The sequence below is a fragment of the Agaribacterium haliotis genome (assembly GCF_002312815.1).
GTDB lineage: Bacteria > Pseudomonadota > Gammaproteobacteria > Pseudomonadales > Cellvibrionaceae > Agaribacterium > Agaribacterium haliotis.
On the sequence record NZ_NKQJ01000009.1, the window covers coordinates 192,789 to 217,101 of the forward strand.

Sequence of the window (24,313 nt, forward strand, 5' to 3'; positions counted from 1 at the left end):
AAGCTAAATCAACTTACTTGATTTTGCCTTCTTTGTAGACAACGTGCTTGCGAACTACGGGATCAAATTTTTTGATCTCGAATTTGCCAGGCATGTTTCGCTTGTTCTTGTCAGTCGTGTAGAAGTGACCAGTACCAGCGGTAGAGTTCAAACGGATCTTATCGCGCATGATCTATGCTCCTTAAACTTTTTCGCCACGAGAGCGCATTTCAGCCAGAACAGTATCGATACCTTTTTTATCGATAATGCGCAGACCTTTGGAAGAGACACGCAGTTTAACAAAGCGCTTCTCAGACTCCACCCAAAAACGGTGAGAGTGCAGGTTAGGCAAAAAGCGACGCTTAGTGTGGTTCTTAGCGTGACTTACGTTGTTACCCGTTACCGGACGTTTACCGGTAACTTGACATACTCTAGACATATCAGCCTCTATTTCTACGGCCAGCACAGGGCGGCTCATCAAGTTCATCAGGGTGACCAAATACCGTCAATACGCGCTTAACAGGCCTATCTGGACACCAGTCCGAGGGGTTGGTCAAAAAAGAGGCGCGATTTATACCAGATAGGCCTTCGCTTCGCAACGATTTTTGCCATAAATCCGTATTTAGATCAGTCCGCGTTCAGCAAAGCTCAAGCACTGAGCTTCGCCAACAATTATATGGTCGAGTGTGCGAATATCGACAAGGGCCAGAGCCTGAACCAGGCGTTCGGTGATATGTTGGTCACTTGTGCTCGGCTCGGCGATGCCCGAAGGGTGATTGTGGGCGAGGATAACCGCTGCGCTGTTGTGCTTGAGTGCCGCTTTTACTACTTCGCGCGGGTAGACACTGGCGCCGTCAATGGTTCCTTGAAACAGCTCCTCACAGGCGATCAGCCGGTGCTGACTGTCGAGAAACAACACTGTAAAAACTTCGGCGTTGCGGTGGCGCAGGCGAGCGGTCAAGAAATCTTTAACCGCCTGGCTTGAGTTTAAGCTGCAGTCGCGGCTCAAGCTCTGTGCCAGGTGGCGGCGGCTCATTTCTAGCACGGCTTGCAGTTGGCTGTATTTGGCCTCGCCGAGGCCGCGCGCCTCGCAGAATTCGGCAACAGAACTTTCGAGCAGGGCCCGCAGCGAGCCAAAGCGCTTGAGCAGGCTGCGCGCGAGATCGACCGCACTCATGCCGGCGCAGCCAGTGCGTAAAAATATCGCCAGAAGCTCTGCGTCGCTGAGGCTTGCCGGGCCCTGTTGAAGCAGCTTTTCGCGCGGCCGCTCACTGGCTGGCCAGTCGATAATAGCCATAAACATTCCCTGTTGTGGCGATTTCCAGAACTAGCGCAAAACTTCGCTAGTAAGCACTAACAACAAACAGGCTTTAGTGCTATCTTATTTGCCCGCTTAAACCCTAGCACAATGTCTTTATTCTATGTCTTCTCTGACCAATAAACGGATTTTACTGGGTGTCACCGGAGGCATAGCTGCCTACAAAAGCGCAGAATTGATTCGCCGCTTAAAAGAGCGCGGCGCTGATGTTCGCGTGGTGATGACGCCGGCAGCTAAAGCTTTTATTACCCCTTTAACGTTGCAGGCACTCAGTGGCCACAGTGTGCGCGACAGTCTGCTCGACCCCGATGCCGAAGCCGGTATGGGGCATATAGAACTCGCGCGCTGGGCCGATGCACTTATTGTTGCCCCGGCGACCGCTGATTTCATTAGTAAACTTGCCGTAGGTGAGGGCAGCGATCTGCTCAGTACGGTTTGTTTGGCCTGTTCTTCGCCTCTGGTATTGGCGCCGGCGATGAATGAAAAAATGTGGTTGGCCGAGGCCACCCGGGAAAATGTCAGTTTATTAGCTGGCCGAGGAGTTCAGCTGTGGGGGCCAGCTTCAGGTGAGCAGGCCTGCGGCGATGTGGGCCCCGGGCGTATGATAGAGCCGGACGACATTGCCGAGCGCGCGCAGGCGCTGTTTGAAGCGGGCTGCTTGGCCGGCAAAAAAGTGGTTATTACTGCAGGGCCGACCCGCGAGGCAATAGACCCTGTGCGCTATATCAGCAATCACAGTTCCGGCAAGATGGGTTACGCGCTTGCCGAAGCCGCCGCCGAGGCCGGTGCGCGCACAACGCTGATTAGCGGCCCGTGCAATATCGATGCACCCGAGCGCGTCAATGTTGAATATGTCATCAGCGCTATGCAGATGCATCAGTCGGCACTTGAGCACGCCCGCGATGCAGACGTTTTTATCGCTGCGGCAGCGGTTGCCGACTATCGTTTGGCTGAACCGAGCAAGGAAAAAATCAAAAAGAGCGACGATACTTTAACTCTGACTTTGGTCAAAAACCCCGACATTGTGGCCGATATTGCCGCCGCCGGGCAGCAGACTTTTGTTGTGGGTTTTGCTGCAGAAACCGAGGCTTTGCTTGAGCACGCTCAGAGCAAACTCAACAAGAAAAAGCTCGATATGATTATTGCCAATGATGTTTCCGCTGCAGGTATTGGTTTTAACAGTGATGACAATGCCGTTACTGTGCTTAGCTCTGAGGGTAAAACAGAACTTGGCCAACGCAGTAAAAAACAGTTAGCCCGTGAGCTTATTCGAACGATTGCAACATCGTTAAAATAAAGGACAGAGAGTGAAGTTATCCAAAGCTGCTCCACAAGAGAGCCCGGCACAGAAAAACAACAAACAAAAAACGACTAAAAAAAGCCCGGCTATCAGGATACGCCTGCTGGGTTTATTTGTGGGTTTGTTGCTGGGTTTGCTTTTGGCCGTTTTGAGTGCGTTGGTTATCTACGATAAACAAGTGGTGCAGCTAAAGCAGCAGCAGTTAAAGACCTTGGCCAAACAAAATGCCGAGCTCGCTGCCGCAAGCCTCGAGGATTATTTACACGGAATAGAACGCAAGCTGGCATTTTTTGTTGAACAGAGCTCGGTTAAAACAGCGCTGCAAGAGGGCGATGCGGCGATGTTGGCATCGGTCAGTGCGCGCTTAAAGCAGCAAATACCAGTGGCGGCTCATATTCACTTTATTGAGCCTGGCCTTGCAAATACTGACGCTAGCTTTGTGCCACCTATTCGCTATTCCGAGCTGGCTATGTTTCGCAAAGCCGAAGATGGCCAGAGCCCGGCACCTGAAGCATTAAAGCATGACGGCCGCTGGTTGTTGTCTATGGTTGCACCGGTAATGGGCGAGCAGCAGTTCTCGGGTGGCCAAGCCCAAGCAAAAGAAGTACTGGCGCTGCTGTGGTTAACAACCCAAATTGAGCAGTTGCCGGCGCTGCTGCAGGGTGAACGTGCGCAGCAAGGCGAATATATCTTGGTGCAAAACTTCGGGCCGAGTGCCCGGGTCGAAGTTACCCGCTACGGGGTGAGTGATCTCGAATTAAGCGAGCGTGCACAGATCGCCGACAGTCACTGGCAGATTGAGTATCGCGCGCACAGCAGCCAGCTGAAAAATACCCACGTTGGGCTTACTTTTGTTGCGCTGGCGATTTTTGGCGCCGGCTTGCTCTGCATAGTGTTCTGCGCCGCACTCGGTTTTGTTATTGGTCGCCAAATAGAGTTGGTGGTGAATCGCCGCAAAATGGCCGCGAGCATGCACGGCGTATCCAGTACTAGTGGCGATGCCTATATCGACCCAATGTATCAGACCCAAAATATTCTCGATGTCCAGGTTCGCGAAGGTGATGAAGCCCTGTTGTCGATGGAGGATGACAGCGGCGATGGCAGCAGTGCTGCCGATGTCGACGAAGAGCTTGCACTCGACGACGATGTTTTTGATATGCATGACGACGAGACTGCGCGTTTTGCCGAAGAGGTGTTTCGCGCTTACGATATTCGCGGCATTGCCGAAGCGCAGATAAATAAAGAGTTTGCTGTGGCTCTGGGCAAGGCTCTGGGCACCGAGGTGTTGCAGTTGCGCCAGTCGACAATTGTTGTCGCCCGCGATGCGCGCCTGAGCAGCCCACAGCTTACGGAGTGGTTGGTCAGAGGCATCTTGAGCACCGGTTGTAATGTACTAAATATCGGTACCGTACCGACACCACTGATGTACTTTGCCCTGGCGACGATGGATGAATTTAGCTGCGGTGTGATGGTGACGGCTAGCCACAATGCGGCGCAGTTCAACGGCTTTAAAATTGTGCTCGATGGGGTCGCGCGTTCGGGTGAAGATATTTTGGCATTGCGCAAGCGCATGCTCAGTGCAGACTTCCTCAAAGGTGAGGGCCAGGAGCACCACCACGATGTGGTCTCAAATTATATTGATACCATTTTCTCCGACGTCGCCCTAGCCGGCGAAATGACGGTTGTGATCGACGCAGGCAATGGTGTTGCCGGCAAAGTGGCTCCGCAGCTATTTGAAGAACTGGGTTGCCGGGTTGTGCCGCTTTATTGTGATCTCGACGGAAATTTCCCCAATCACGATCCGGACCCATCCCGCGAAGCCAATCTGCAAGATTTAATTGCGCGAGTCAAAGACAGTGGTGCAGACCTGGGCATTGCGCTCGATGGCGACGGAGACAGGCTGACCGTGGTCAGTGGCAGTGGTGAGATCGTCTGGGCCGACAGGCTGTTAATTCTGTTTGCACGCGATATATTGTCGCGCAGCCCCGGTGCCGATGTTGTATTTGATGTGAAGAGTACTCGCCACCTCAACGCAGAAATTGCGCAAGCTGGCGGCCGGCCAATTATGTGGAAAACCGGGCACAGTTTGATGAAACAGAAAATGCTCGAAACCGGTGCAGTTGTCGGTGCGGAATACAGCGGGCATATTTTTATTAAAGATCGTTGGTTTGGTTTTGATGACGGCATGTATGCAGCGGCGCGCCTACTTGAGCTGCTTAGTCTTCAGGGGGAAAATGTCGACGAGGCCTTCGCCGATATTCCGACATCGCTGGCAACACCAGAAATACGTGTGGCCGTTGACGAAGCGCGCAAGTTTTTAATTGTTGATGAACTCAAAGAAAAAGGTGAGTTTAGCGGCGCAAGGCTCAATACCATCGACGGCTTGCGAGTAGATTTTGCCTATGGCTGGGCTCTGGTCAGAGCCTCGAATACCAGCGCCGAGTTAACTTTGCGCTTTGAAGCCGATGATGAAGAAAAACTACACCAGCTCAAAGCGATGCTGGTGGGTGAATTAAGAAAGATTGATAAAGATATAGAAGTAAACTGGGACCAATAATGCAAAGTGCCGAACAGGCGATTCAAGTCGCTGAAGTACTAACCGAAGCTCTGCCGTATATTCAAAAATTTACCGGTAAAACTGTTGTGGTGAAGTTTGGTGGCAATGCCATGACGGACGAAGCGCTACAAAATAGTTTTGCTCGCGATATTGTGTTGATGAAAGCTGTGGGCATGAATCCGATTGTTGTGCACGGCGGCGGCCCGCAAATAGGCGAGTTATTAACCAAGCTTGATATTAAGTCCGAATTTATCGAAGGCATGAGGGTGACCGATAGTGCGACGATGGACGTTGTTGAGATGGTGCTCGGCGCTTCGGTTAACAAGCAAATCGTCAGCCTCATTAACCGCAATGGCGGCCAGGCGATTGGTGTCACCGGTAAAGACGGAAGCTTGATTCAAGCAAAAAAATTGCAGTTTCGTCGCAACGCTCCGGAAATGACCTCAACAGAAATTATCGACATCGGTCACGTTGGCGAAGTGCGATCAATTAATCGCGCAGTAATCGACCTGTTAGTGCAAAGTGATTTTATTCCAGTTATTGCCCCTATTGGCGTTGGTGAAGACGGCGCGTCTTACAATATCAACGCTGATTTAGTAGCTGGCAAGGTTGCGGAAGTACTTCAAGCTGAAAAATTAATGTTGCTTACTAATGTCGCTGGCCTGCAAAATAAAGAAGGCGAAGTGCTTACAGGTTTAAGCACCGAAAGAGTTGATGAATTAATCGCTGATGGCACTATCTATGGCGGCATGCTGCCGAAGATTGCCTGTGCGCTCGATGCAGTTAAATCCGGCGTAGCCAGTGCTCATATTGTCGACGGCCGCGTACCTCACGCGGTGCTTCTTGAAATCTTCACTGATACCGGTGTCGGTACTCTGATTAAGCGACGTTAAGTTTTAGGGCAGCCCTTTTTTATTATGAACACAGCACAGAAAAAAAACCGACGTCAGCAAATACTTGAAGCGTTGGCCACAATGCTTGAAGCGAGCCCCGGCGCGCGCATTACTACGGCGGCTTTGGCTAAGCAGGTGGGCGTTAGTGAAGCTGCCCTGTATAGGCACTTTCCCAGTAAGTCGAAAATGTATGAGGGTTTGATTGAATTTATTGAGCAAACGCTTTTTTCGCAGATTAATATTATTGTTAGCAACGAAAGTAAAGCTTTTGATCGCTGTGAAAAAATTCTCTATTTGCTGCTCGCTTTTTGTGAGCGCAACCCCGGCATTACCCGTTTGCTTACCGGTGATGCACTAACAGGTGAAACCGAGCGTTTGCGCAATCGCATTGGCCAACTTTTTGACCGCCTGGAAACCGAGCTTCGCCAGATTCTGCGCGATGCCGAGCTGCGCGATGGCATTAAGTTTTCTTTGAGTGTGAATAATACCGTGGCTTTGTTGTTGAGTGCTGCGGAAGGTCGTATCGCGCAGTTTGTGCGCAGTGAATTTAAGCGCTCGCCGACAGATCAGTGGCCGCAAATGTGGCCTTATTTGATTGCAGGGCTGGCTGAAGCTTAATTATTTTTATATAGCTTCACGCTGCGTTAGCAAAGCCCGGCTTTAATTGGTTAAAGGCTCGCGATCTGGCATGTCACTGGCGAGCTCTTTTTCCAGCTTTTCTCCGTGAATAAATGTACGAATATCCTCATCGTATTTTTTAGCGGTATCATTAAACTCTTGCTGACGGTAGTCGAGCATATCCTTACTGACATCAAGCTCTGCGCGGGCATCTTTGATTTGGTTGAGCAGGTTTTCCGGCACGGCGCGGCCTTTGCGCTCAAACACTGCGGCATTGCTGACTAAATCGTCAATATTACTTTCGAGATTGCTGATGGTGCCGTTGAGTATGCGGATATTGGTAGTAATGCTATCTAATTTTCGCTGCTTTGCCTGTTCAATATCGTCGATGCTGCTGTAGCGGCGCTTTAAAATCTTAAACTCGGCGAGCAAGTTTCGGCGCTGTTCTGCCTCGGCAATTTCATCCTGTGAAGGCGCCGGGGCGACAACTTTGATCACTTCACCCGAGCGATTAAGGATCTCGTAACCCTTTTGGGCGTAGCGTGCAGGAATGCTGTGATTAATCACAGGTACGCCGTGCTCATTGACATAGCGGTACAGTACTTCACCCGTTTGCGCATAAAGCTGCTGAAGTGTTAAGCAGCAATACAGCGGCGCTAGTAACAGCAACTTCACAGGCAGCTTGCTGTTAAGCCGAAATACCATAGTGCTCTCGATATTGTTTGATGGAAGCTAACAAGTCTTTGTCGCCCTGGTTTTCCAGATAATTGATAATGTCATCGAGCTTGATAATGCTGACAACAGGCACGCCGGTCTCATTCTGAAGTTCCTGAATTGCACTCAGTTCACCCTGTCCTTTTTCCTGCCTGTCGAGGCCGACAACAATTGCAGCGGGTTCGGCGTCGCTACTTTGTAATATATCTAGAACTTCGCGTATCGCCGTGCCGGCGGTAATAACATCGTCAATGATGGCGACCTTACCGGCAAGCGGGGCGCCGACTAAGCTGCCGCCTTCGCCGTGACTTTTGGCTTCTTTCCGATTATAGGCAAAAGGCAGGTCTCTTTCGCAGTGATCTGCAAACGCGACCGCGGTTGTACTGACCAGGGGGATACCTTTGTAGGCCGGGCCAAAGATCATGTCGAATTCGGCTTCTGACTCATTCAGTGCCTGTGCGTAAAAACGGCCCAATTTCGCCAGGGCTGCACCAGTTTGGAATTGGCCTGCATTAAAAAAGTAAGGACTAGTGCGCCCTGATTTGAGGGTGAACTGCCCAAACTTTAATACTTTGGCCTCAAGGGCAAGTTCAATAAATTCTTGTTGATAAGCTTTCATCGTTGCAACAAAACTCTGCTATTAATGTCTGTAGGCTAATTGAGCGCCTGGGCTAGCTATCTGTGACTGCGTATGCGCTGTTAAGTGCCTGGCTTTTAGGCGTAGCTTGTAATTATAAGCTTTACTTCAGTTAAGAGCGATGCAGCTTGAATTTGCTCAACCAGCGAAAGCGTGACTCCGCACACAAACTAATCGAAGCTTACTGAATCCGGGCTGAATACCGGCTTTGCTTGCTGTCTATAAAAGTGGCAGTTTTAATGCATAACAAAGTGCGAACCAGAGGAATTACCGGTATGATACGGCCCTCGTTACACAAGGGGTTAATATGCGAATCATCAGTCTAAGCGTTGACGGCATCCATCAGGCCGCGCAGCGTGGTCTTTATGACTGGTTGGCCACACAAGATGCAGACATTATCTGCCTTCAGGACCTGAGGGCACTCGAGTACGAGCTCGATCACGACATCTTTCACCCCGATGGTTACTTCGCCTATTTTTTTGATTCCGGTGTTAAACACTACAACGGTGTTGCTATCTACACCCGTCACCAGCCCAAAGCGCTTATATACGGGCTGGGTTTTTCAAGCGGTGTGGATATGGAAGGCCGCTATCTGCAAATTGATTTTGAAAGCTATTCGATAGGCTCGTTGCTCGCACCCGCTGCGTTTAATGAAACCGAGTCGATGGAAGTAAAAATCAAATTCTTTGACGACTATCAGGCCCTGTTGCACAAGGTTACCCGCAAGCGACGCAATTTTATTATCTGCGGTAACTGGGCTATGGCGCAAAGCAAAAAAGATGTGCAAAACTGGCAGGAGAACGTCGGTCGCGCGGGCTTTTTAGGCCACGAGCAGCAGTGGATGAACCAGTTGTTTAAGCAGCTCGGTTACGCCGATGCCTTTCGCCAAGTTGTCAAAGAGGGTGACGAATACAGCTGGTTGCCCGAAGAGAGCGACGGCATGCGCATTGACTATCAAGTGATTAGCCAGAAGCTGTGCCGCAAAGTTGAAAACGCGGCGTTTTATAAAACCAAGCAGTTTTCCTCTCACTTGCCACTGATTGTCGATTACGATATCGACGATCTTGTCTAAAAGTTCGCATACAAATCACACCTGAACTTAGTTATTTAGCTAGTTCAGGTGTCGAGCATCAAGCACGATTGTAAACAAGCGCACTTATGAAATAGGCACCTGATTTCTGCCGTAATTTTCTGCCAAACCTATTTGTTGACGTATCGTATCGACAACGTCGGCGTGGTTGCGGCCATTTAACTGGTGGTAGCGGCCGTGTTGCCAGTTGCCAAAGTGACCGCCAACCATCAGCGCAATTTTTGTGTGCTGATGGGCATCGCCATTGCCGAGACCGGAGCCAAACATCAGCGCCGTGCCGTCGAGCAAGTTACCCGCACCGTGTGGGGTTTGTTTAAGCTGCAGCATAAACTCAGCGCACAAATCGCCGTGAAGGCGATCAACCTTGCACCAGTCGTCGTAGCGGCCATTGCGATTGTGGGAAATGGTGTTGTGGAAGTGGGTATTGATGCCGATATCGCGGTATTCACAGCCGGCCGCCTCGCCACCTGCACAGTAAGTAATGGCGTTGGTTAGGCCGCAGGCAAAGGCCTGAGCGGTGATTTTTGCGGCAATTTCCGCATGCAACTTGATGTTGTTATTGCGCGAGCCGTTATTGGGGTTTGGAATGCTACTCTCATCGATCGTCGGCCGCGGGCAGCTTGAGCTGTCATCGCTGTTATTCAGCGCTTCGAGTTTAAGTTCAAGGTCGCGCAGGCTTTCAAAATATTGCTCCATGCGCTGGGCATCGGCGGCGCCGAGCTTGGCGATCAGGCGCTGTCTATCTTCTTTGATATCGTCGAGCACACTGATTTTTAGGGCCGTGCGGCGGTCAACACCCTGCCCAGGTGCGGCGCCATCTCCGGCGTAGAGTTTGTCGAATTCATTTTTCAGCTCAGACTTTAACGGCAGTAAGCGGCCGTTTTTGTCCCAGTTCAGCGCGTTTTTCAGTGGGTTGAAATAGACATTGTTGTTGGGTTTGTCGAGCTCCGAGTTACCCGCTAGCTGCAGGCTGTGTACTTTAGTGCGCGGCAGAGCATCGGCAATCTGCTGGTCGAGGGAGCTCACATGCACCTGGCTTCTGTCCGAGTCAATGGCTTTGCCAGTCAGCCAACTGCTGATGCCGACCATGTGCGCATTGCCGCTGCTACCTTCGAGCCGACAGACATTGGTACAGCCGCGATAGAGGCTGATTGCATCCGTTAGGCCGAGTGTTTGAAAGCGCTCAAGCGCGGTACCGCTGAGGTCAAAATCGGTTTTGCTGCCATTTTCCGGGTACCACTTCTCTTCGATAATGCCGTTTGGCACGTACATCGCAAAAAAGCGAGGGTAGAGGCCGGGGGCGTCGGCGTAGGCGCTGCTGCTGTTAAACATGGCTTCGAGCAGGGGCAGGCCCACTGCGGTGCCGACGCCATAACTGGTACTGCGTAAAAATGTTCTACGGCTGAGTTTCATTGTTTTGGCCTCCGCATCCTACTCAACTATGGTTCCGCTAATCGTGCTGATATCGCTTCGCAGCACCGCTTTTAAGAAGTCGCGCGCGCCGACGCTGCCGTTGACGCGGGCGCTATCAAGCGCAGCTTCGATGGCGCAGTTGTCTTCGCTGCTGTGCAGATCGACCCGGCGGCCGAGCGCGTGGATAAGGAATTTGTTGGCAAAGCAACTCTCAAAATCTCCCTGCCCGGCCATAACGTCGGCCATTTCATAGGCGTTGCCAAAGTGGTGGCCGTAGAGCTCTCCGGCAGTATCGAGTGCATCGCCATCGGGGTCGCTGTTAACTTTTTCGCCGGCGACACCAAATTCGGTGAACACCCAGCCGACCGGATCGATTACCGCATGGCAGCCCGCACAGGCTTTACCCGGATCGGCGCGCTCGGCCATTTTTTCTTTTTCGCTGCTGCTCGAACTAGCCTGCTCGTCGACCGCATCGAGAATGCTCGGGTCGGCGGGGGATTCCGGCGCGTTACAGCTAAAGGCTTCGAGTGGAATAACACCGCGTTTGACCACCGAGGTCTTATTGCCGTCAAAGGCCTTGGCGAGCACGGAGGCGTGTGTCATCAAACCTCGGCGGTGGCTTTCGGGCGGCAGCGTGCTGCGTACAAAACTATCGCCACTCAAGCCGGCTGAGATATCGTAGTGGCGAGCGAGACGCTCGTTCAGAAAACTGTAGTTTGCGGTGAAGAACTCGTCGATAGGACGATTGTTTTTAATGATGTGGGCAACAAAGAGCTTGGTCTCCGTCTGCATATCTGACAACAGCTGCTGCCACTCGCTGTCGCTGATGCCCAGGTCACTGCCTTCGATTTGGTAGCCGCCAAGGCCTATCCACGGCGAGGCAAACAAATTGCTGAAACGATCGAATTTGGCATCGCTGATCATGCGCTCAATTTCACTGTCGAGCGAGCTGTACAGTTGTTTGTTGTCTACTTTCTGCAGCAGCTCGGCATCCGGTACTGAGCCCCACAGCGCCATAGACAGGCGTTCGGCGAGTTCTTTTTCTGAAAGCTTACGCTGAGTGCTCTTGTCATCTGCGGGCACGGCAAACAAGAAATTCGGCGAGCTAAGCATCGCAACCAGGCTCTGCTGCAAACCGAGCTCGTGCTCGCCGGCACTGCTGTACAGGCTCTGCAAACGCGCGAGCTCATCGTCACTTAGGCCGCGCCGGTAGAGCTTACTGGCCGCATCGGCAAGCGCGCTTTCTACGCAGTTGTTATCGCTCACTGGCTTGGTCTCTGCACAGGCCTGGCCCGCGCACATACAGATACTTTGATTTGAGGCGCTGTTGGCGCAATCGTCGGCTGCATCGCCAAAGACGGCGCGACATTCCGCAGTGGTGTTGCACTGGTCGCCGCTGGGGTCAAAACCCGGCGGCTCGCTTGACCCCGCTGAACACTCTGAAGCAAAGGCGCCCATACTGACGATGCTATCGGCGGCGTCGATGGCGGCGTCGATGTAAGTTTCGGTCCAGTCGCGCGATGTGGTCAATGCACTGCCAACCGTGGCAAAGCCGCCGATGACTTCAGTTTCCTCGGGCAGCCTGTCGGCAAATTGATCGCCGCCGAGGCCAAAACTATCGTCGATAGCGTTAATCAGCTCGCTCTTGTTAAGGCGGCGCATGGGTGAAACTTTTTGAATGCCCGCGTCGCAGGCGAGCTCGTCGTCGAGCGCCTTGCCCATCAGTTCCGACCAGATGTAGGCGGCAACCTTAGTGGCGCATTCGCCGCTGCAGGCGCTGGCGTTGCCGATGGGCATGCTCAGCGAGATTTTAGATTCAAGTGCGGACAGGGAGTCACAGTTTGGCCCGCAGTGGAGGATTTCACCGCCGCGGTTTTGCACACCTTCGCCGTTTTCGCCGTGACAGCTTGCGCAACTGGCCCCGCCGCCGAGCTCAGCGAGATAAAGCCCGGCGCCAACTTCAATATCAGAAGCCGGTTGGCTAGGCATTGGACTGGGTTCAGGGGCCGTGCTGGGCAAAGGGCTCGGGCTCAGCTGAGGCGAGGGCACAGTGCTTGGCTGTGCACTTGGTTGTGTGCTGGGCTCAACACTTGGCTCGGCGCTGGGTTGGGGGCTCGGTATTGAGCTGGGAGCGGAGCTTGGCAGCGGTGATGGCGCCGGGCTTGGCTGAACAACCGGTGGCAGTGACACGACCGGCGTTGGCGTGGCAACGGGAACATTCGGACTCTGATTGGGTAGCGGGCTTGGAGCAGTGCTGGGTTGCCCCGGACTTGGCTGCGGCGCTGGTGGGATTGAAGTACCGGCGGCAGGCGTTTGGGTGGGCTCCGGGCGCAGCGATTCGGTCGGGCTAGGTTCCAGGCTCGCGCTCGGGCTTGCAACTGGGTTAGTTGTCGGGCTCGGTGCAGAACTTCCGGGCAGTGGCGAATCCGTTGGGGTGCCTGAACCCCCGCAAGCGCTCAGAACTAAAAACGCGCACGCAAGCAGCCATATCCTTGATGTCACGTGGACCTCCAAAGAGAGTAATTATCATTTTGCTTAAGGCTGCGATTATGCGGGGGGCGGGAAAAAAAGTTGTGAGGCGCCACTCAAGACTAAGTGGCGCCACAACCATCGGTCGGTTACTTTGCTCAAACTATGATGTGTTCGTACTTTTAGGTTGTAACAGACACCTGCTGAACAAAACTCGGCGCCTAGCGCTTTTTCAGGCGCTCCAGCGCTTCGGCTGCGGCCAGTTTTACCTGAGTCGGTGCCGTGCCGCCGACATGGGCGCGCGCAGCCACGGAACCTTCGAGAGTCAATACATCAAAGACATCTTCGCCGATAACATCACTGAACTGTTGGAGCTCTTCGAGGCTCATTTCGCTGAGGTCTTTGTTTTGTTCTATGCCGTAAGCGACACTTTTGCCGACCACTTCGTGGGAGTCGCGAAAAGCGATACCTTTGCGCACCAGGTAATCGGCTAAATCCGTTGCCGTTGAAAAGCCGCGCTTGGCCGCTTCGTACATCACTTCTTTTTTGGGTTCGATCGCCGGAATCATATCGGCAAAGGCGCGCAGGCAGTCTTTGACGGTATCAATGCAGTCAAATAAGGGTTCTTTATCTTCCTGGTTGTCTTTGTTGTAAGCCAGCGGTTGGCTCTTCATCAGCGTCAACAGGCTGATCAGGTGGCCGTTCACGCGCCCGGTTTTACCGCGAACAAGCTCGGGCACATCTGGATTTTTTTTCTGCGGCATTATCGACGAGCCCGTGCAGAAGCGATCGGGCAGGTCGATAAAGTTAAATTGCGCCGAGGTCCATAAAATCAACTCTTCTGAAGCGCGGCTAAGATGCGTTAATAACAGCGACGCAAAGGCGCAGAACTCTATGGCGAAGTCGCGATCACTAACGCTGTCGAGGCTGTTGCGGGTCGGGTGATCAAAACCGAGCAGCGACGCGGTGGTATCGCGCTCGATAGGATAGGTGGTGCCGGCCAGCGCGGCGGCGCCGAGCGGGCTTTGATTCATGCGTGTGCGGCAGTCGATCAGGCGGCCAAAGTCACGCTCGAGCATTTCATTCCAGGCCAGCAGGTGGTGGCCAAAGGTCACCGGCTGCGCGGTTTGCAAATGGGTGAAGCCGGGCATAATGACTTCGCTGTGCTGCATTGCTTGATTAACCAGGCCCAATTGCAGGCGCGTTAATTCGACGGCGATGCTGTCGATTTCGTCGCGCAGGTAGAGGCGAATATCGGTGGCGACCTGGTCGTTGCGCGAGCGCCCGGTGTGCAGTTTTTTACCGGTAATGCCGATGCGCTTGGTCAGCTCGGCTTCGATATTCATATGCACATCTTCGAGTGTGACACTCCAGTCAAAGTTTCCCGCCTCAATATCGCTGCGGATGGCTTCAAGGCCTTCGACTATTTGCTGTTTTTCGTCGCCGCTCAATACGCCAACTTCGGCGAGCATGGTGGCGTGGGCGATGCTGCCTTGAATATCGTGGAAGTACATACGCTGATCAAACTGTACCGAAGCGGTAAAGCGTTCGACAAAAGAGTCAGTGGCTTCAGTGAAGCGGCCGCCCCAGGGTTTTACAGAGTTTTGTTCTTCGCTCATAGTTGCATCTACTAAATTAATACGGTGGGTGCAGCGTTGCCGCTGCCGTTTGCCGCGCATTATACAAGAAGGAAGCTCCGTGGCCGAACGCCGGTTAAATAACAGCGATAACAACTTTGAGCAGCACAGTGCCAGCGCGCGTTTTTTACCGAATCTGTGCCAGCCCACGGCTGTGCTCAGCCTTATTCTTGTCGGTGAGCTGCTGGCGCTGGCGCTGGCGCTCGATGACGGCGGTTTAAAAGCCTTTGAATGGATGACCTTTGGCATGCACAGCTTTTTAGTGCAGTGGATCATGCTCTGCTCGGCGGCGACTCTGTGTGCGGTCAATGCCAGGCTCAGCCGCTGGAGCAGTGCCAAGGCGTTTTTATTCAGCTTTTTTGTGGTGCTGAGCTATACCTCCGTGTTCAGCGCTATTGGCCAAAAACTTCTGCTCGGCACGGCTGTTGACCCGTGGGTTGTACTCAGCAATGTCGGCATTGCGGCGATTTTTTCGGGCGTGCTGATGCGCTACTTGTATTTGCAGCAAAAACTGAAACAGCAGCAAGAAGCCGAACTTCAGGCCCGGATTCAAGCTTTGCAATCGCGCATACGCCCTCACTTTTTGTTTAACAGTTTAAACAGCATTGCCAGCTTGATTACCATCAAACCCGAAGCTGCCGAAAAGATGGTGCTTGATTTAAGCCATCTTTTTCGGGCCAGCTTAAAAATGCCGCGCCTAATAAAAATCGACGAAGAAATTGCCCTGTGCCGCTGTTTTGCCGACATTGAAAAAATACGCTTGGGTGCGCGCCTGAATGTGAACTGGAACCTACAGCAACTGCCGCCTGAGACACAGATTTTGAATCTGCTGTTGCAACCGCTGCTCGAAAATGCGATCTATCATGGTATTCAGCCCCTGCCGGAAGGCGGCACTGTCGAAATTGAGCTAAAAGAGCTTAAAGCAGACATCGTTATCAAAGTGAGTAACCCCCGCCAGGCGGAGTTATTAAATACAACGAGGGCTGATACAGGAGGCAATGGTATTGCTCTGGCAAATATCCGACGTAGGCTGGACGCTTATTACGGCAAAGATGCCTACTTGAGAGTAGTTAAAGGTCAGCATGATTTTTCCGTCATTGTCCGTTATCCAGCGCGTAGATAAAGTTAGTGAATAAAAAGTATGCGTATAGTCATAGTTGACGATGAAGATTTGGCTCGTCTGCGTTTGCAGCGTCTGCTCGCGGACATTGAAGGCTGCGAAGTGGTTGCCGAAGCGGCAAATGGTCAGCAGGCGCTCGATTGTATAGAGCAAGTCCAACCCGACCTGGTCATGCTCGACGTGCGCATGCCGGGCCTCGATGGCATGAGTGTCGCCGAGCGCTTAGCCGAGTACGATGAGCCGCCCGCGGTAGTGTTTTGCACCGCCTACGACGAGTACGCGCTCGAGGCTTTTAATACCCTGGCTCAGGGTTATATCGTCAAGCCGGTGCAAAAACAGCAGCTCGAACAAGTGATCGCCAAGAGCCGCCGCCTGACGCGACCACAAAGTGCTCAGCTGCAAGACGGGCAGGGCGAAATTCGGCGTCATATCTCTGCGAAAACCCGCAAAGGCATGGAGCTGATTCCTATCGATTCGATCTACTGCTTTATCGCCGATCAAAAGTACGTCACCGTTGTACACCGCGAAGGCGAAACCTTAATTGATGAAACACTCAAAGAGCTTGAAAGTGAATTCAGTCGCTTATTTGCCCGCGTGCACCGCAATGCACTTGTCGCCCAGGATAAAATCGAAGCGATGGAAAAAGAGCGCAGCGGCCAGTACTGCTTAAAACTCAGCGGTACAGAGTTTAAACCGATGGTCAGCCGCCGCCACTTGCCGGGTGTGCGCGCACTTCTTGAGCGCCTTTGAGAAGTAGTTCGAAGCTCTGACTGGCCGGCGTCAGCGCAAGTGCCCGGGCTTTGTTATTATGCTCGGCTTTAGCGACAAAGCGCCGAGCTTGAGGAAGCCATGACCGAAGTCCGTATTGCCACACGTAAAAGTGCCCTTGCCCTTTGGCAGGCCGAATTTGTTAAAGCCGAGCTCGAGCGCCACCACCCCGATTTAACCGTTAGCTTGCTGCCTATGAGTTCCAAGGGCGACAAGATTCTCGATGTCCCGCTGGCGAAAGTGGGCGGCAAAGGTTTGTTTGTCAAAGAGCTCGAGACAGCCATGCTCAATGGTGAAGCCGACATTGCCGTACACTCGATGAAAGACGTGCCGATGGAATTCCCCGAAGGTTTGTGTCTTGGGCCGATTTGTGAGCGCGAAGACCCGCGCGATGCATTTGTCAGCAACAACTTTGAGCAAATCGAGCAGTTGCCTGCCGGTGCGGTTGTCGGTACGTCGAGTTTGCGGCGCCAGGCACAGCTGCTAGCGGCGCGCCCCGAGCTTGAAATTCGCTTCCTGCGCGGCAATGTCAACACGCGCCTGGCCAAACTCGACAACGGCGATTACGACGCGATCATCCTCGCGGCGGCCGGTCTTAAGCGCCTTGAATTTGGCCAGCGCATTAGCTCCTATCTCGAAGCAGAGTTTTGCCTGCCCGCAGGTGGCCAGGGCGCGGTTGGTATTGAGCTGCGCAGTGATGACGATCGAATCGCCGAACTTTTGCAGCCCCTGCACCATGCCGATACCGCCGATTGTGTTTTAGCCGAGCGCGCTTTAAACCGCCGTTTAGAAGGTGGTTGCCAGGTGCCGATCGCCAGTTATGCGGTGTTAAATGGCGATGAACTACAGATGCGGGCTCTGGTCGCCGAGCCCGACGGCACAGAGATACTGCGCGTTGAGGGCTCCGCTTTGCGCGCCGATGCCGAGCAGCTCGGTATTACGCTTGCAGAACAATTGCTTGCCGCCGGTGCCGATAAAATCTTAAGCAAGGTCTACGGCCAGGCTTGAACGGTATGTTAACGGTTGTTGCCGGCCGGCCCGAAGCACAGAACCGGCAGTGGGCTGAAAAGCTCGCCGCCGAAGGTTTTCAGCCGCTGCTGGCACCACTACTGGCGATAGAGCTTTTAGATGCCGACAGCGACGCTGCGATACGCGGCCGGGTCGCCGACCTTGATCAATATCAGCAACTAATTTTTGTTAGCCAAAATGCGGTCAACGCGATGTTGCCACTGATTGATCGCTGGTGGCCGCAGTTGCCTATTGCCCAGCTCTACATTGCGGTTGGCGCGGCGACAGCAAAGTTACTAAAAACGGGTTTAGACAAGCTCGGCCTCGACAGCGAAGTTCAATGCACTGAGGCTATGAATAGTGAGGCGCTGTTGCAGCTCGAGAGCCTGGTGCAGGTTCAACATCAAAAAATTCTAATCTGTCGCGGCCAAGGTGGCCGGCCTCTACTTGCCGAAGAGCTGACAAAACGCGGTGCACAGGTTGATTACTGCGAGTTGTACCGGCGGCTTTGCCCGCGCGATCTAGCTAAACATCTAACGCCTGTAAACGATGGCACCATAGTCCCTGTGTTTAGTGGTGAGGCGCTTGCAAACTTCAGCTCGGTTTGCGCAAATAGACAGCTGGAACTTGTTGTACCGAGTTCCAGAGTAGAAAGACAAGCCCGAGAACTGGGTTTTAGCAAAGTGCAGCAAGCTGAAAACGCCAGCGAAACAGCGATGATGCAAAGTATTAAAGCCATTGCGGCAGCTCGTTTGGAGAACAACAAGCATGAGCACGGATAAGCACAATGAGACGCCCCCAGGCACCGGTAAACAGCAAAAGCCTGAAACACAGAGCGAGCCAGTTGCTGGCAAAAACAACTCGGTTGAGAAAGGGCCTTTAGCCGATAAAACACCTGCAGTTAGTGAAGAGCCTTTAGCGGATAAAACGCCTTCAGCGGGTGATGAGCCTTCAGCGAACAAAGAGCCCTCAGCGGGTGATGAGCCTTCAGCGGATAAAAAGCCCTCAGCCAGTCAGAAGCCTTCAGCGAATAGACGCCCCACCGATAAGTCATCACAAGCGCAAGCATCCAAGCGCGGCGCTGTAGATAAGCCAGGTGAAGGCTTAAATTCGCAAACAAAACAAAAACATACTGAGCGGGCCAGCGGCTCTGCGACAAAACCACGATTTGGCCTTGCGCGCTTATTTAGGTGGGCCTTTGCCATCGTTGTGCTCTTTGCGTTAATTGCGCTTACGGCGCTGGCCTACTGGTTCTGGCAGCAGCACCTTCGCGATAAAGACAGCGCCGCTAAAGAGCAGCAAACTCTGCAGCAGAACCTAAGCCAGACCCTGCAGGGCTTTGAGCAAAGCTTGCAAAATCAGCAGCAACAATTACAACAGTCTCAGCAAACAATGCAGCAGCAGAATCAGCAGTTGCAGGCGGAAGTTGAAGAGCTCAAGCAGCGCCAGCTGAGTCAGAAAAAACGCCTGCTGGCGATGTCGACCACATCGAGAGAAGACTGGTTGTTGGCCGAGGCGGAATACTTACTGCGGCTGGCTAATCAGCGGGTATTGATCGAGCGCCAGGCAACAAACGCCATTGCCTTGTTACAAGAGGCGGATGCAATTCTAAAAGAATTTGCCGACCCCGACTTATTTGATGTAAGAGCCGCAATACGCGATGACATGGTGGCACTAAGGCTCGCCGAAAAAATTGACAGCGAAGGTTTGTATCTGGAACTGCGAGCCCTGGGCAAACAAGTCGAAAAGCTTTCACTTATACCGCAAAGTTTTGATTACGAGCTGGAAGCCAAGAGCCAAGAGCAGGAAGTAGCACAGATCAAAAATAGCTTCAGCCGTTTTATCAGCGGCCTTGGCGATTACGTACGCATTATCAAACACGATGAAAAACCAGCAGCGCTGATGCCGCCGGAGCAGAGCCAGTACCTGCAGTTGAATTTGCGCATGTTGCTGGAACAGGCGCAATTAGCCGTTCTTAGGGAACAACCCAAAGTCTATAAATCCAGTTTGACTGAAGCAGACATTTGGCTTGAACGCTATTTTCCAATTACCACCCAGCGTGAACAATATCGTGAACAGTTGCAGCGATTAGCGGATAGAGAAGTGCTGCAAACACTGCCAGATATCAGCAATTCACTAAAACTGTTAAATACTTATATCGCCGAGTTACACAGCTTGGCTGAACTTGAAAAAACATCTGCTGCAAATCAGTTAAAACAGCGGCAAAACAATAGCAATAAAACACAGGCCCCGACTTCGGCACCGATACCGGAACACCCGATAGAGGAGAACAGGCTGTGAAGCGCTTAAGTGTTTTACTGTTTGCATTATTAGCCTTTGCCGGCGGTATATTCCTACTCGAACTGATTCAGCGCGACTCGGGTTATGTGCTGATTAGTCTCTACGGTTTGAGTTTTGAAACAAGTTTTTGGTTTGCGGTATTTAGCTTGCTGTTAGTGGCTTTAACGCTCACTTTTTTATGGCGCTCGCTAGGCGCCTTGTTGGGCATATTGTTGCGCGGCACACGCTGGTATTCCGGCCGTCGTGTACTGCGCGTTGAACACCACTATCGCCAGGGTTTATTAAACTATTTAAGCGGTAACCCGCGCGAAGCTTTGCGCCAATTGGAAAAAGTTAGCCGCAGAGAAGAGCTACCCGTTATCCGGGTGTTGGTGCAGGCAAAAAGCCTGGCCAGTTGTGGTGACTACGATAAAGCGCTTGCCATGCTCAGCGATGCCGAGCTTTTATACAGCGAAGATCAGCCCTGGATTGTTGCTGAGCGCTTGCGTTTATTAATTGAATTAGAGCGTTACGACGAAGCGTCAGCGCTGCTACAGCGCTTAAAAGCCCTTGTGCCAAATGATCCCGCGCTGTTGACGCAAGAGCAATTTCTGCTCAGCAAACAACAACAGTTTCAAGCGTCGGCAGCGCTGTTGCCGGCTATGCAAAAAAACAAGCAGCTCGACAAGGATTCACTTGTGCAGCAATACGCACGTCAGCTTGAAGGCCTTGCTGCTAGTGGGCAAATAAGCGAAAGTGATGTGGCTGGGCTCTGGCGCGAAGTGCCTAAAAAGTTGAGAAGAGAGCAGCTTTTACTTTCCGGCTACGCTGAGCTTTTATTAAAAACAAATCAGCACAGCTTGTTAAAAGAGCTTATTGAATTTGAAGTCGACCATCAATATCAAAAAACTTTGGTTGAGCTCTACGCAAAAATTAAAACCGAAAAAAACGACTCTTGTTTAAATCACGCCGAGCGCTGGTTAAAACGCTACGGCGAACGCCCCGAGTTATTGTTTAGCCTCGGTGTGATTGCAATAAAAAATCAACTCTGGGGTAAAGCGCGCGACTATTTACAGCGCAGCTACGAGCTTGAGCCAAAAGCTCAATGTTTGAGTTTAAAAGCGATGGTCGCTGAGCAAGTCGGCGACAAAACACTGAGCTATGAGCTTTATAAAAAGGCGGCCAATAGTTTGGTTTGATTTGCTGTGCAAGTTTAAATCAGGATGATTTAACGCATGTGTTTTTATGCGGCCGGCTTATATTTTGTTATTTTTAATTAAACCCAAGCCGGCGCACTTTTATCTATTTTAACTCTATACCAAGCTGCGGCCACAACTCGTCTATTCGCTGTTTGACCTCGTCGTGCATAACAATCGGCTCACCCCATTCTCTATCCGTTTCGCCTGGCCATTTATTGGTCGCGTCTATGCCCATTTTTGAACCGAGGCCACTGACCGGGGAGGCGAAGTCGAGGTAGTCGATGGGGGTGTTATCGACCATGGTGGTATCGCGGCTCGGGTCGACCCGGGTTGTCAGCGCCCATATGACATCGTTCCAGTCGCGCGCGTTGACGTCGTCATCGGTGACAATAACAAACTTGGTGTACATAAACTGGCGCAAGTAAGACCAAACACCGAGCATAATACGCTTGGCGTGGCCGGGGTAGGCTTTTTTGTTGTTGTCGCTTCCAACTGCTCCGGGAGCTCGGCTGGTAATGCAGAGATGGGCCTGTCTATAATACCAGTGTACCGGAAACAGGTTACGGCCTACCGGAAAAGGATGTCTATTTAAAGGTGGGTTGGTTATGAGTGACTGTTTTGACGTTGTATTCCTTGGAAGGCTTAAGTCGGGCCTCAGTAAGCATATAGTCGCTGACAATCTGCGCAAAAATATGGGCTTGCCTGAAGCGCAAGTTGAAAAATTATTTTCCGGTGGAAAAATTGTTGTCAAGCGTGGGGTGTCTCGCGATCGTGCTATAGCTCTTTACTCTCGCCTTCGGCGCGAAGGTTTAGTGATGGTTGTAGTGGATGATCAAAAAAAGATTGTAGAGCTTGTTCAAACTCCTCCTCCTCCCAAACCTGCTCAACTAGAAGGCAATGCCTTTTACCTTGAGTCCATTCAAGATGTAGAAAAAACTACCCCTGACTCTCAAGATGAACCGGCGGAAAATGAATCCATCGTTCAATATGATGCAGTTAAGAAAAAGGCTATGGCCTTGACCGTTGCTCTAAGTTACGTGAGGTCTCTACTCATACCGATACTAGTCTTGGTCTTTGGGGGTGGGTTAATAGCATATTATTCTCCGTTTCCTGACCCGGTTATCCGTAAAGGTTTTGCTTTGGGTGTTGCACTGATGGTGTGGGGTGGCTGGAGCGCAATACAACGAATCCGTGAGGGCTTTCTGTATGAAAGCATATAATTGCTCAGTATCTCTGATTTTTCTATTTTCTTGCCTTATTTCGTCTGCTTCCCTCTTGGCGGAAGTCTATAAGTGGACTGATGAGAATGGAAAAGTTCACTATGGTGATATGGCTCGAGAAGATAAATCACGAGCTGAAAAAGTTGTTATTAAAGATAAGTACGCTGTACCGGCAGTTGAGTCTCAAGAGCCGATTATAAATGCTGATGGTGGCGAGACTAGAAGAATTGTTCTTTCAGGAGTAGCTCTTGATCTTCCTGGTATGGATTACAAAGACCTACTAGTGGGTCGTGTTGTGTGCGGCAGGCCGGTTGATTTGTACTGGACCAATAATTATATCCATCTGGACAATGACCTTGTTGGGCCGCAATTCTCGGGTATTGTCGAGAGCTATGGTTATAGTGCAGCCTATGGTCCTGCGGTAAGAGAAGCTGGAGAGCTCGTGTTGTCTGGAAAGATAAAACGTATGTTCTTTAATACCTGCGTCGAGTCGAAAAAGCGAAATATTTCAAGCGATAGCAGCTATATAAAAATTGAGTGGACTATCTACGACCCTCTAACGGATGAAGTGGTTATGACCGCTGAAACCAGAGGCTCTCATCATGGAATTAACGCACGCGCAGTGGTGGATGGCCGTGCAAAAAGTTTTAATGCAGCGTTTGAAATGTCGATCGCCGATTTGTTTTCTCGTCCCCAATTTATTGGAATCCTCGGAGAGTCTGTCGATAGAGATGCTGAGCGACTTAGATCCGAACTGCTGACTTTAGATTTAAAATACTCAAATGGCGGTGGCCGCTTTGAAGCCAAAGCTAAATCCCTGAAGGAAAAGACAGTCATTGTAAAAACCGACGGTGGTCATGGAAGCGGTGTATTCGTTGCTGGTGGAGGTTATGTGTTAACCAATGCCCATGTCGTTGATGAAGAGCCAGTGGTAACGATTCAAACGTTGAAAGGAAATTTTAAGGCGCAGATGGTGCGTCAGAACCAAGCCCGAGATGTTGCCTTGTTAAGGCTTGCAGATGGTTCTGGGTCTGTTATGCCGGCCTCAATTAGTAAATCCCCCGCAGACGTTGGTGAAGAGTTGTACGTGATTGGGACTCCACTGGATTTAAAGTTTAGCCACACGATTACCCGGGGGATAGTGTCTGCCAAGCGCACTATGAGAGGGCTTGAGTACCTACAAACGGATGCTGCAATTAACTTCGGTAATTCTGGTGGCCCGGTTTTCAATGAGTACGGAGAGTTAATTGCAATTGCAGTTTCATCAGTAATGACTCGAGAGGGCGCCTCATTAAACATAAACTATCTAATTCCAATAGCGGATGCTCTCGAATACCTGGATGTTGCAGATGCTGATACAGGTATACAGAAGATCGCAATCAAAGATTTTGTTAGTGTTCTAACCGAAGAACAAGCCCGCTCCTCAATGTTTGAAAGTGTTCACAGTTGGTTGAATGAGCCTCTTTTTTAGTAAGTGGTTAATTTTTCTGCATTCTGGGGGCAGTTGACCTAATTTACGATTGGCGGGTAATAAGCAAGCTGGCCTTAGACTTTTCATGATGATGACTCAACTATCGAAGAATCAATGATTGCCCGGCTCAGAACTGAGCTTTTTGTCTAATACCTTCCTGAGCATACTTGAAGTTAATAAGGGTGGTGCTACTGGTGATATCGACTTTGGTGAGATCCAAATACCGAATGATTTGGGTAGGAGGATCTACTATTAACAATTTGTACTGGTTTGCCAAACTGCACCAAATCCTTGCATTTAAGGCCTCCTTTGTCTACGAGCACTACAGACGGACTCTATTATTAACACTGCGTTTTACCTTATTTTTATCAGTGGTTAGCAGAGCCGTGATGCCTTAGAGTGGTTTTCACGGCGCCAAAAACTAAAATGTAATTCCTAACTCTGGCCAAAGCTCATCAACTTTATTTTTAACTTCGTCATCCATAACAATCGGCTCACCCCATTCTCTATCCGTTTCGCCTGGCCATTTATTGGTGGCGTCTATACCCATTTTTGAACCGAGGCCACTGACCGGGGAGGCGAAGTCGAGGTAGTCGATGGGGGTGTTATCGACCATTTTTTT

The 24,313-nt window shown here is 51.4% G+C and carries 21 protein-coding genes and 2 pseudogenes; 13 read left to right on the plus strand and 10 right to left on the minus strand.

Annotated features, from left to right (window positions below; genetic code table 11):
* Window positions 1-13 precede the first annotated feature (13 nt).
* From rpmG to radC, 3 genes are all read right to left on the minus strand, one after another.
* Window positions 14-169, minus strand: a complete 156-nt coding sequence (rpmG, locus tag CFK45_RS12205; RefSeq protein ID WP_096086719.1) for a 50S ribosomal protein L33 — start codon at window positions 167-169, stop codon at window positions 14-16.
* Between the two features lie 12 nt (window positions 170-181).
* Window positions 182-418, minus strand: a complete 237-nt coding sequence (gene rpmB / locus CFK45_RS12210; RefSeq protein ID WP_096086749.1) for a 50S ribosomal protein L28 — start codon at window positions 416-418, stop codon at window positions 182-184.
* A 183-nt stretch (window positions 419-601) separates the two neighbouring features.
* Entirely contained in the window at window positions 602-1,276 is a 675-nt protein-coding gene (gene radC / locus CFK45_RS12215; RefSeq protein ID WP_096086750.1) for a RadC family protein, read from the minus strand.
* Window positions 1,277-1,400: 124 nt separating this feature from the next.
* On the opposite strand from radC, the gene coaBC reads away from it, so the two are divergent.
* Genes coaBC through slmA form a run of 4 tightly spaced genes read left to right on the plus strand, consistent with a single transcriptional unit; the run spans window position 1,401 to window position 6,665 of the window.
* Window positions 1,401-2,594 carry a bifunctional phosphopantothenoylcysteine decarboxylase/phosphopantothenate--cysteine ligase CoaBC gene (coaBC, locus tag CFK45_RS12220; protein WP_096086720.1) on the plus strand — a complete coding sequence of 398 codons (1,194 nt, stop codon included), beginning with the start codon at window positions 1,401-1,403 and terminating at the stop codon, window positions 2,592-2,594.
* Window positions 2,595-2,604: 10 nt separating this feature from the next.
* Window positions 2,605-5,154 carry a phosphomannomutase/phosphoglucomutase gene (locus CFK45_RS18725; protein WP_096086721.1) on the plus strand — a complete coding sequence of 850 codons (2,550 nt, stop codon included), beginning with the start codon at window positions 2,605-2,607 and terminating at the stop codon, window positions 5,152-5,154.
* Window positions 5,154-6,047, plus strand: a complete 894-nt coding sequence (gene argB, locus CFK45_RS12230; RefSeq protein ID WP_096086722.1) for an acetylglutamate kinase — start codon at window positions 5,154-5,156, stop codon at window positions 6,045-6,047. The genes CFK45_RS18725 and argB overlap by 1 nt, the downstream gene beginning before the upstream one ends.
* A gap of 24 nt (window positions 6,048-6,071) precedes the next feature.
* Entirely contained in the window at window positions 6,072-6,665 is a 594-nt protein-coding gene (gene slmA / locus CFK45_RS12235) for a nucleoid occlusion factor SlmA (RefSeq protein WP_096086723.1), read from the plus strand.
* A 42-nt stretch (window positions 6,666-6,707) separates the two neighbouring features.
* Here slmA and CFK45_RS12240 read toward each other — a convergent pair whose 3' ends face one another.
* Together CFK45_RS12240 and pyrE are read right to left on the minus strand one after the other, a co-directional pair.
* Window positions 6,708-7,340, minus strand: a complete 633-nt coding sequence (locus CFK45_RS12240; RefSeq protein WP_143247571.1) for a hypothetical protein — start codon at window positions 7,338-7,340, stop codon at window positions 6,708-6,710.
* Between the two features lie 13 nt (window positions 7,341-7,353).
* On the minus strand, window positions 7,354-7,998 hold the full coding sequence (gene pyrE / locus CFK45_RS12245; protein WP_096086725.1) for an orotate phosphoribosyltransferase: 645 nt from the start codon (window positions 7,996-7,998) through the stop codon (window positions 7,354-7,356).
* A 325-nt stretch (window positions 7,999-8,323) separates the two neighbouring features.
* On the opposite strand from pyrE, the gene CFK45_RS12250 reads away from it, so the two are divergent.
* Complete coding sequence (locus tag CFK45_RS12250; protein ID WP_096086726.1) at window positions 8,324-9,088, plus strand: exodeoxyribonuclease III; 765 nt, start codon at window positions 8,324-8,326, stop codon at window positions 9,086-9,088.
* A gap of 84 nt (window positions 9,089-9,172) precedes the next feature.
* On the opposite strand, the gene CFK45_RS12255 is transcribed toward CFK45_RS12250, so the two are convergent.
* From CFK45_RS12255 to argH, 3 genes are all read right to left on the minus strand, one after another.
* The gene (locus CFK45_RS12255) at window positions 9,173-10,519 is read right to left on the minus strand and encodes a DUF1552 domain-containing protein (protein ID WP_096086727.1); all 1,347 of its coding nucleotides are present in this window, start codon (window positions 10,517-10,519) and stop codon (window positions 9,173-9,175) included.
* 18 nt (window positions 10,520-10,537) lie between these two features.
* Window positions 10,538-13,021, minus strand: a complete 2,484-nt coding sequence (locus tag CFK45_RS12260) for a DUF1592 domain-containing protein (RefSeq protein WP_143247572.1) — start codon at window positions 13,019-13,021, stop codon at window positions 10,538-10,540.
* Window positions 13,022-13,209: 188 nt separating this feature from the next.
* Complete coding sequence (gene argH / locus CFK45_RS12275) at window positions 13,210-14,607, minus strand: argininosuccinate lyase (RefSeq protein WP_096086751.1); 1,398 nt, start codon at window positions 14,605-14,607, stop codon at window positions 13,210-13,212.
* Between the two features lie 79 nt (window positions 14,608-14,686).
* Between argH and CFK45_RS12280 the strand changes: the two genes are divergently transcribed.
* The 6 genes from CFK45_RS12280 (at window position 14,687) to CFK45_RS12305 (ending at window position 21,000) form a co-directional block, all read left to right on the plus strand.
* A complete protein-coding gene (locus CFK45_RS12280) occupies window positions 14,687-15,748 on the plus strand; it encodes a sensor histidine kinase (RefSeq protein ID WP_096086752.1) in 1,062 nt (353 codons plus the stop codon).
* Window positions 15,749-15,766: 18 nt separating this feature from the next.
* Window positions 15,767-16,495 (plus strand): LytR/AlgR family response regulator transcription factor, encoded by a 729-nt coding sequence (locus CFK45_RS12285; RefSeq protein ID WP_096086731.1) that lies wholly within the window; start codon window positions 15,767-15,769, stop codon window positions 16,493-16,495.
* 99 nt (window positions 16,496-16,594) lie between these two features.
* Window positions 16,595-17,521 (plus strand): hydroxymethylbilane synthase, encoded by a 927-nt coding sequence (gene hemC, locus CFK45_RS12290; RefSeq protein ID WP_096086732.1) that lies wholly within the window; start codon window positions 16,595-16,597, stop codon window positions 17,519-17,521.
* Between the two features lie 5 nt (window positions 17,522-17,526).
* Window positions 17,527-18,303 (plus strand): uroporphyrinogen-III synthase, encoded by a 777-nt coding sequence (locus CFK45_RS12295; RefSeq protein ID WP_096086733.1) that lies wholly within the window; start codon window positions 17,527-17,529, stop codon window positions 18,301-18,303.
* Window positions 18,290-19,822, plus strand: a complete 1,533-nt coding sequence (locus CFK45_RS12300) for a uroporphyrinogen-III C-methyltransferase (RefSeq protein WP_096086734.1) — start codon at window positions 18,290-18,292, stop codon at window positions 19,820-19,822. Before CFK45_RS12295 ends, CFK45_RS12300 begins: the two co-directional genes overlap by 14 nt.
* Complete coding sequence (locus tag CFK45_RS12305; RefSeq protein WP_096086735.1) at window positions 19,819-21,000, plus strand: heme biosynthesis HemY N-terminal domain-containing protein; 1,182 nt, start codon at window positions 19,819-19,821, stop codon at window positions 20,998-21,000. The genes CFK45_RS12300 and CFK45_RS12305 overlap by 4 nt, the downstream gene beginning before the upstream one ends.
* A gap of 103 nt (window positions 21,001-21,103) precedes the next feature.
* On the opposite strand, the pseudogene CFK45_RS12310 reads toward CFK45_RS12305, so the two are convergent.
* Window positions 21,104-21,475, minus strand: a pseudogene (locus tag CFK45_RS12310) (3-octaprenyl-4-hydroxybenzoate decarboxylase); the annotation flags it as partial.
* A gap of 130 nt (window positions 21,476-21,605) precedes the next feature.
* Between CFK45_RS12310 and CFK45_RS12315 the strand changes: the two are divergent.
* Both CFK45_RS12315 and CFK45_RS12320 read left to right on the plus strand, forming a co-directional pair.
* Window positions 21,606-22,220, plus strand: coding sequence for a hypothetical protein (locus CFK45_RS12315; protein ID WP_192870763.1), 615 nt, complete (start codon window positions 21,606-21,608; stop codon window positions 22,218-22,220).
* Entirely contained in the window at window positions 22,207-23,691 is a 1,485-nt protein-coding gene (locus CFK45_RS12320; protein ID WP_096086737.1) for a trypsin-like peptidase domain-containing protein, read from the plus strand. Before CFK45_RS12315 ends, CFK45_RS12320 begins: the two co-directional genes overlap by 14 nt.
* Before the next feature lie 421 nt (window positions 23,692-24,112).
* On the opposite strand, the pseudogene CFK45_RS12325 reads toward CFK45_RS12320, so the two are convergent.
* Window positions 24,113-24,313, minus strand: a pseudogene (locus CFK45_RS12325) (3-octaprenyl-4-hydroxybenzoate decarboxylase); the annotation flags it as partial.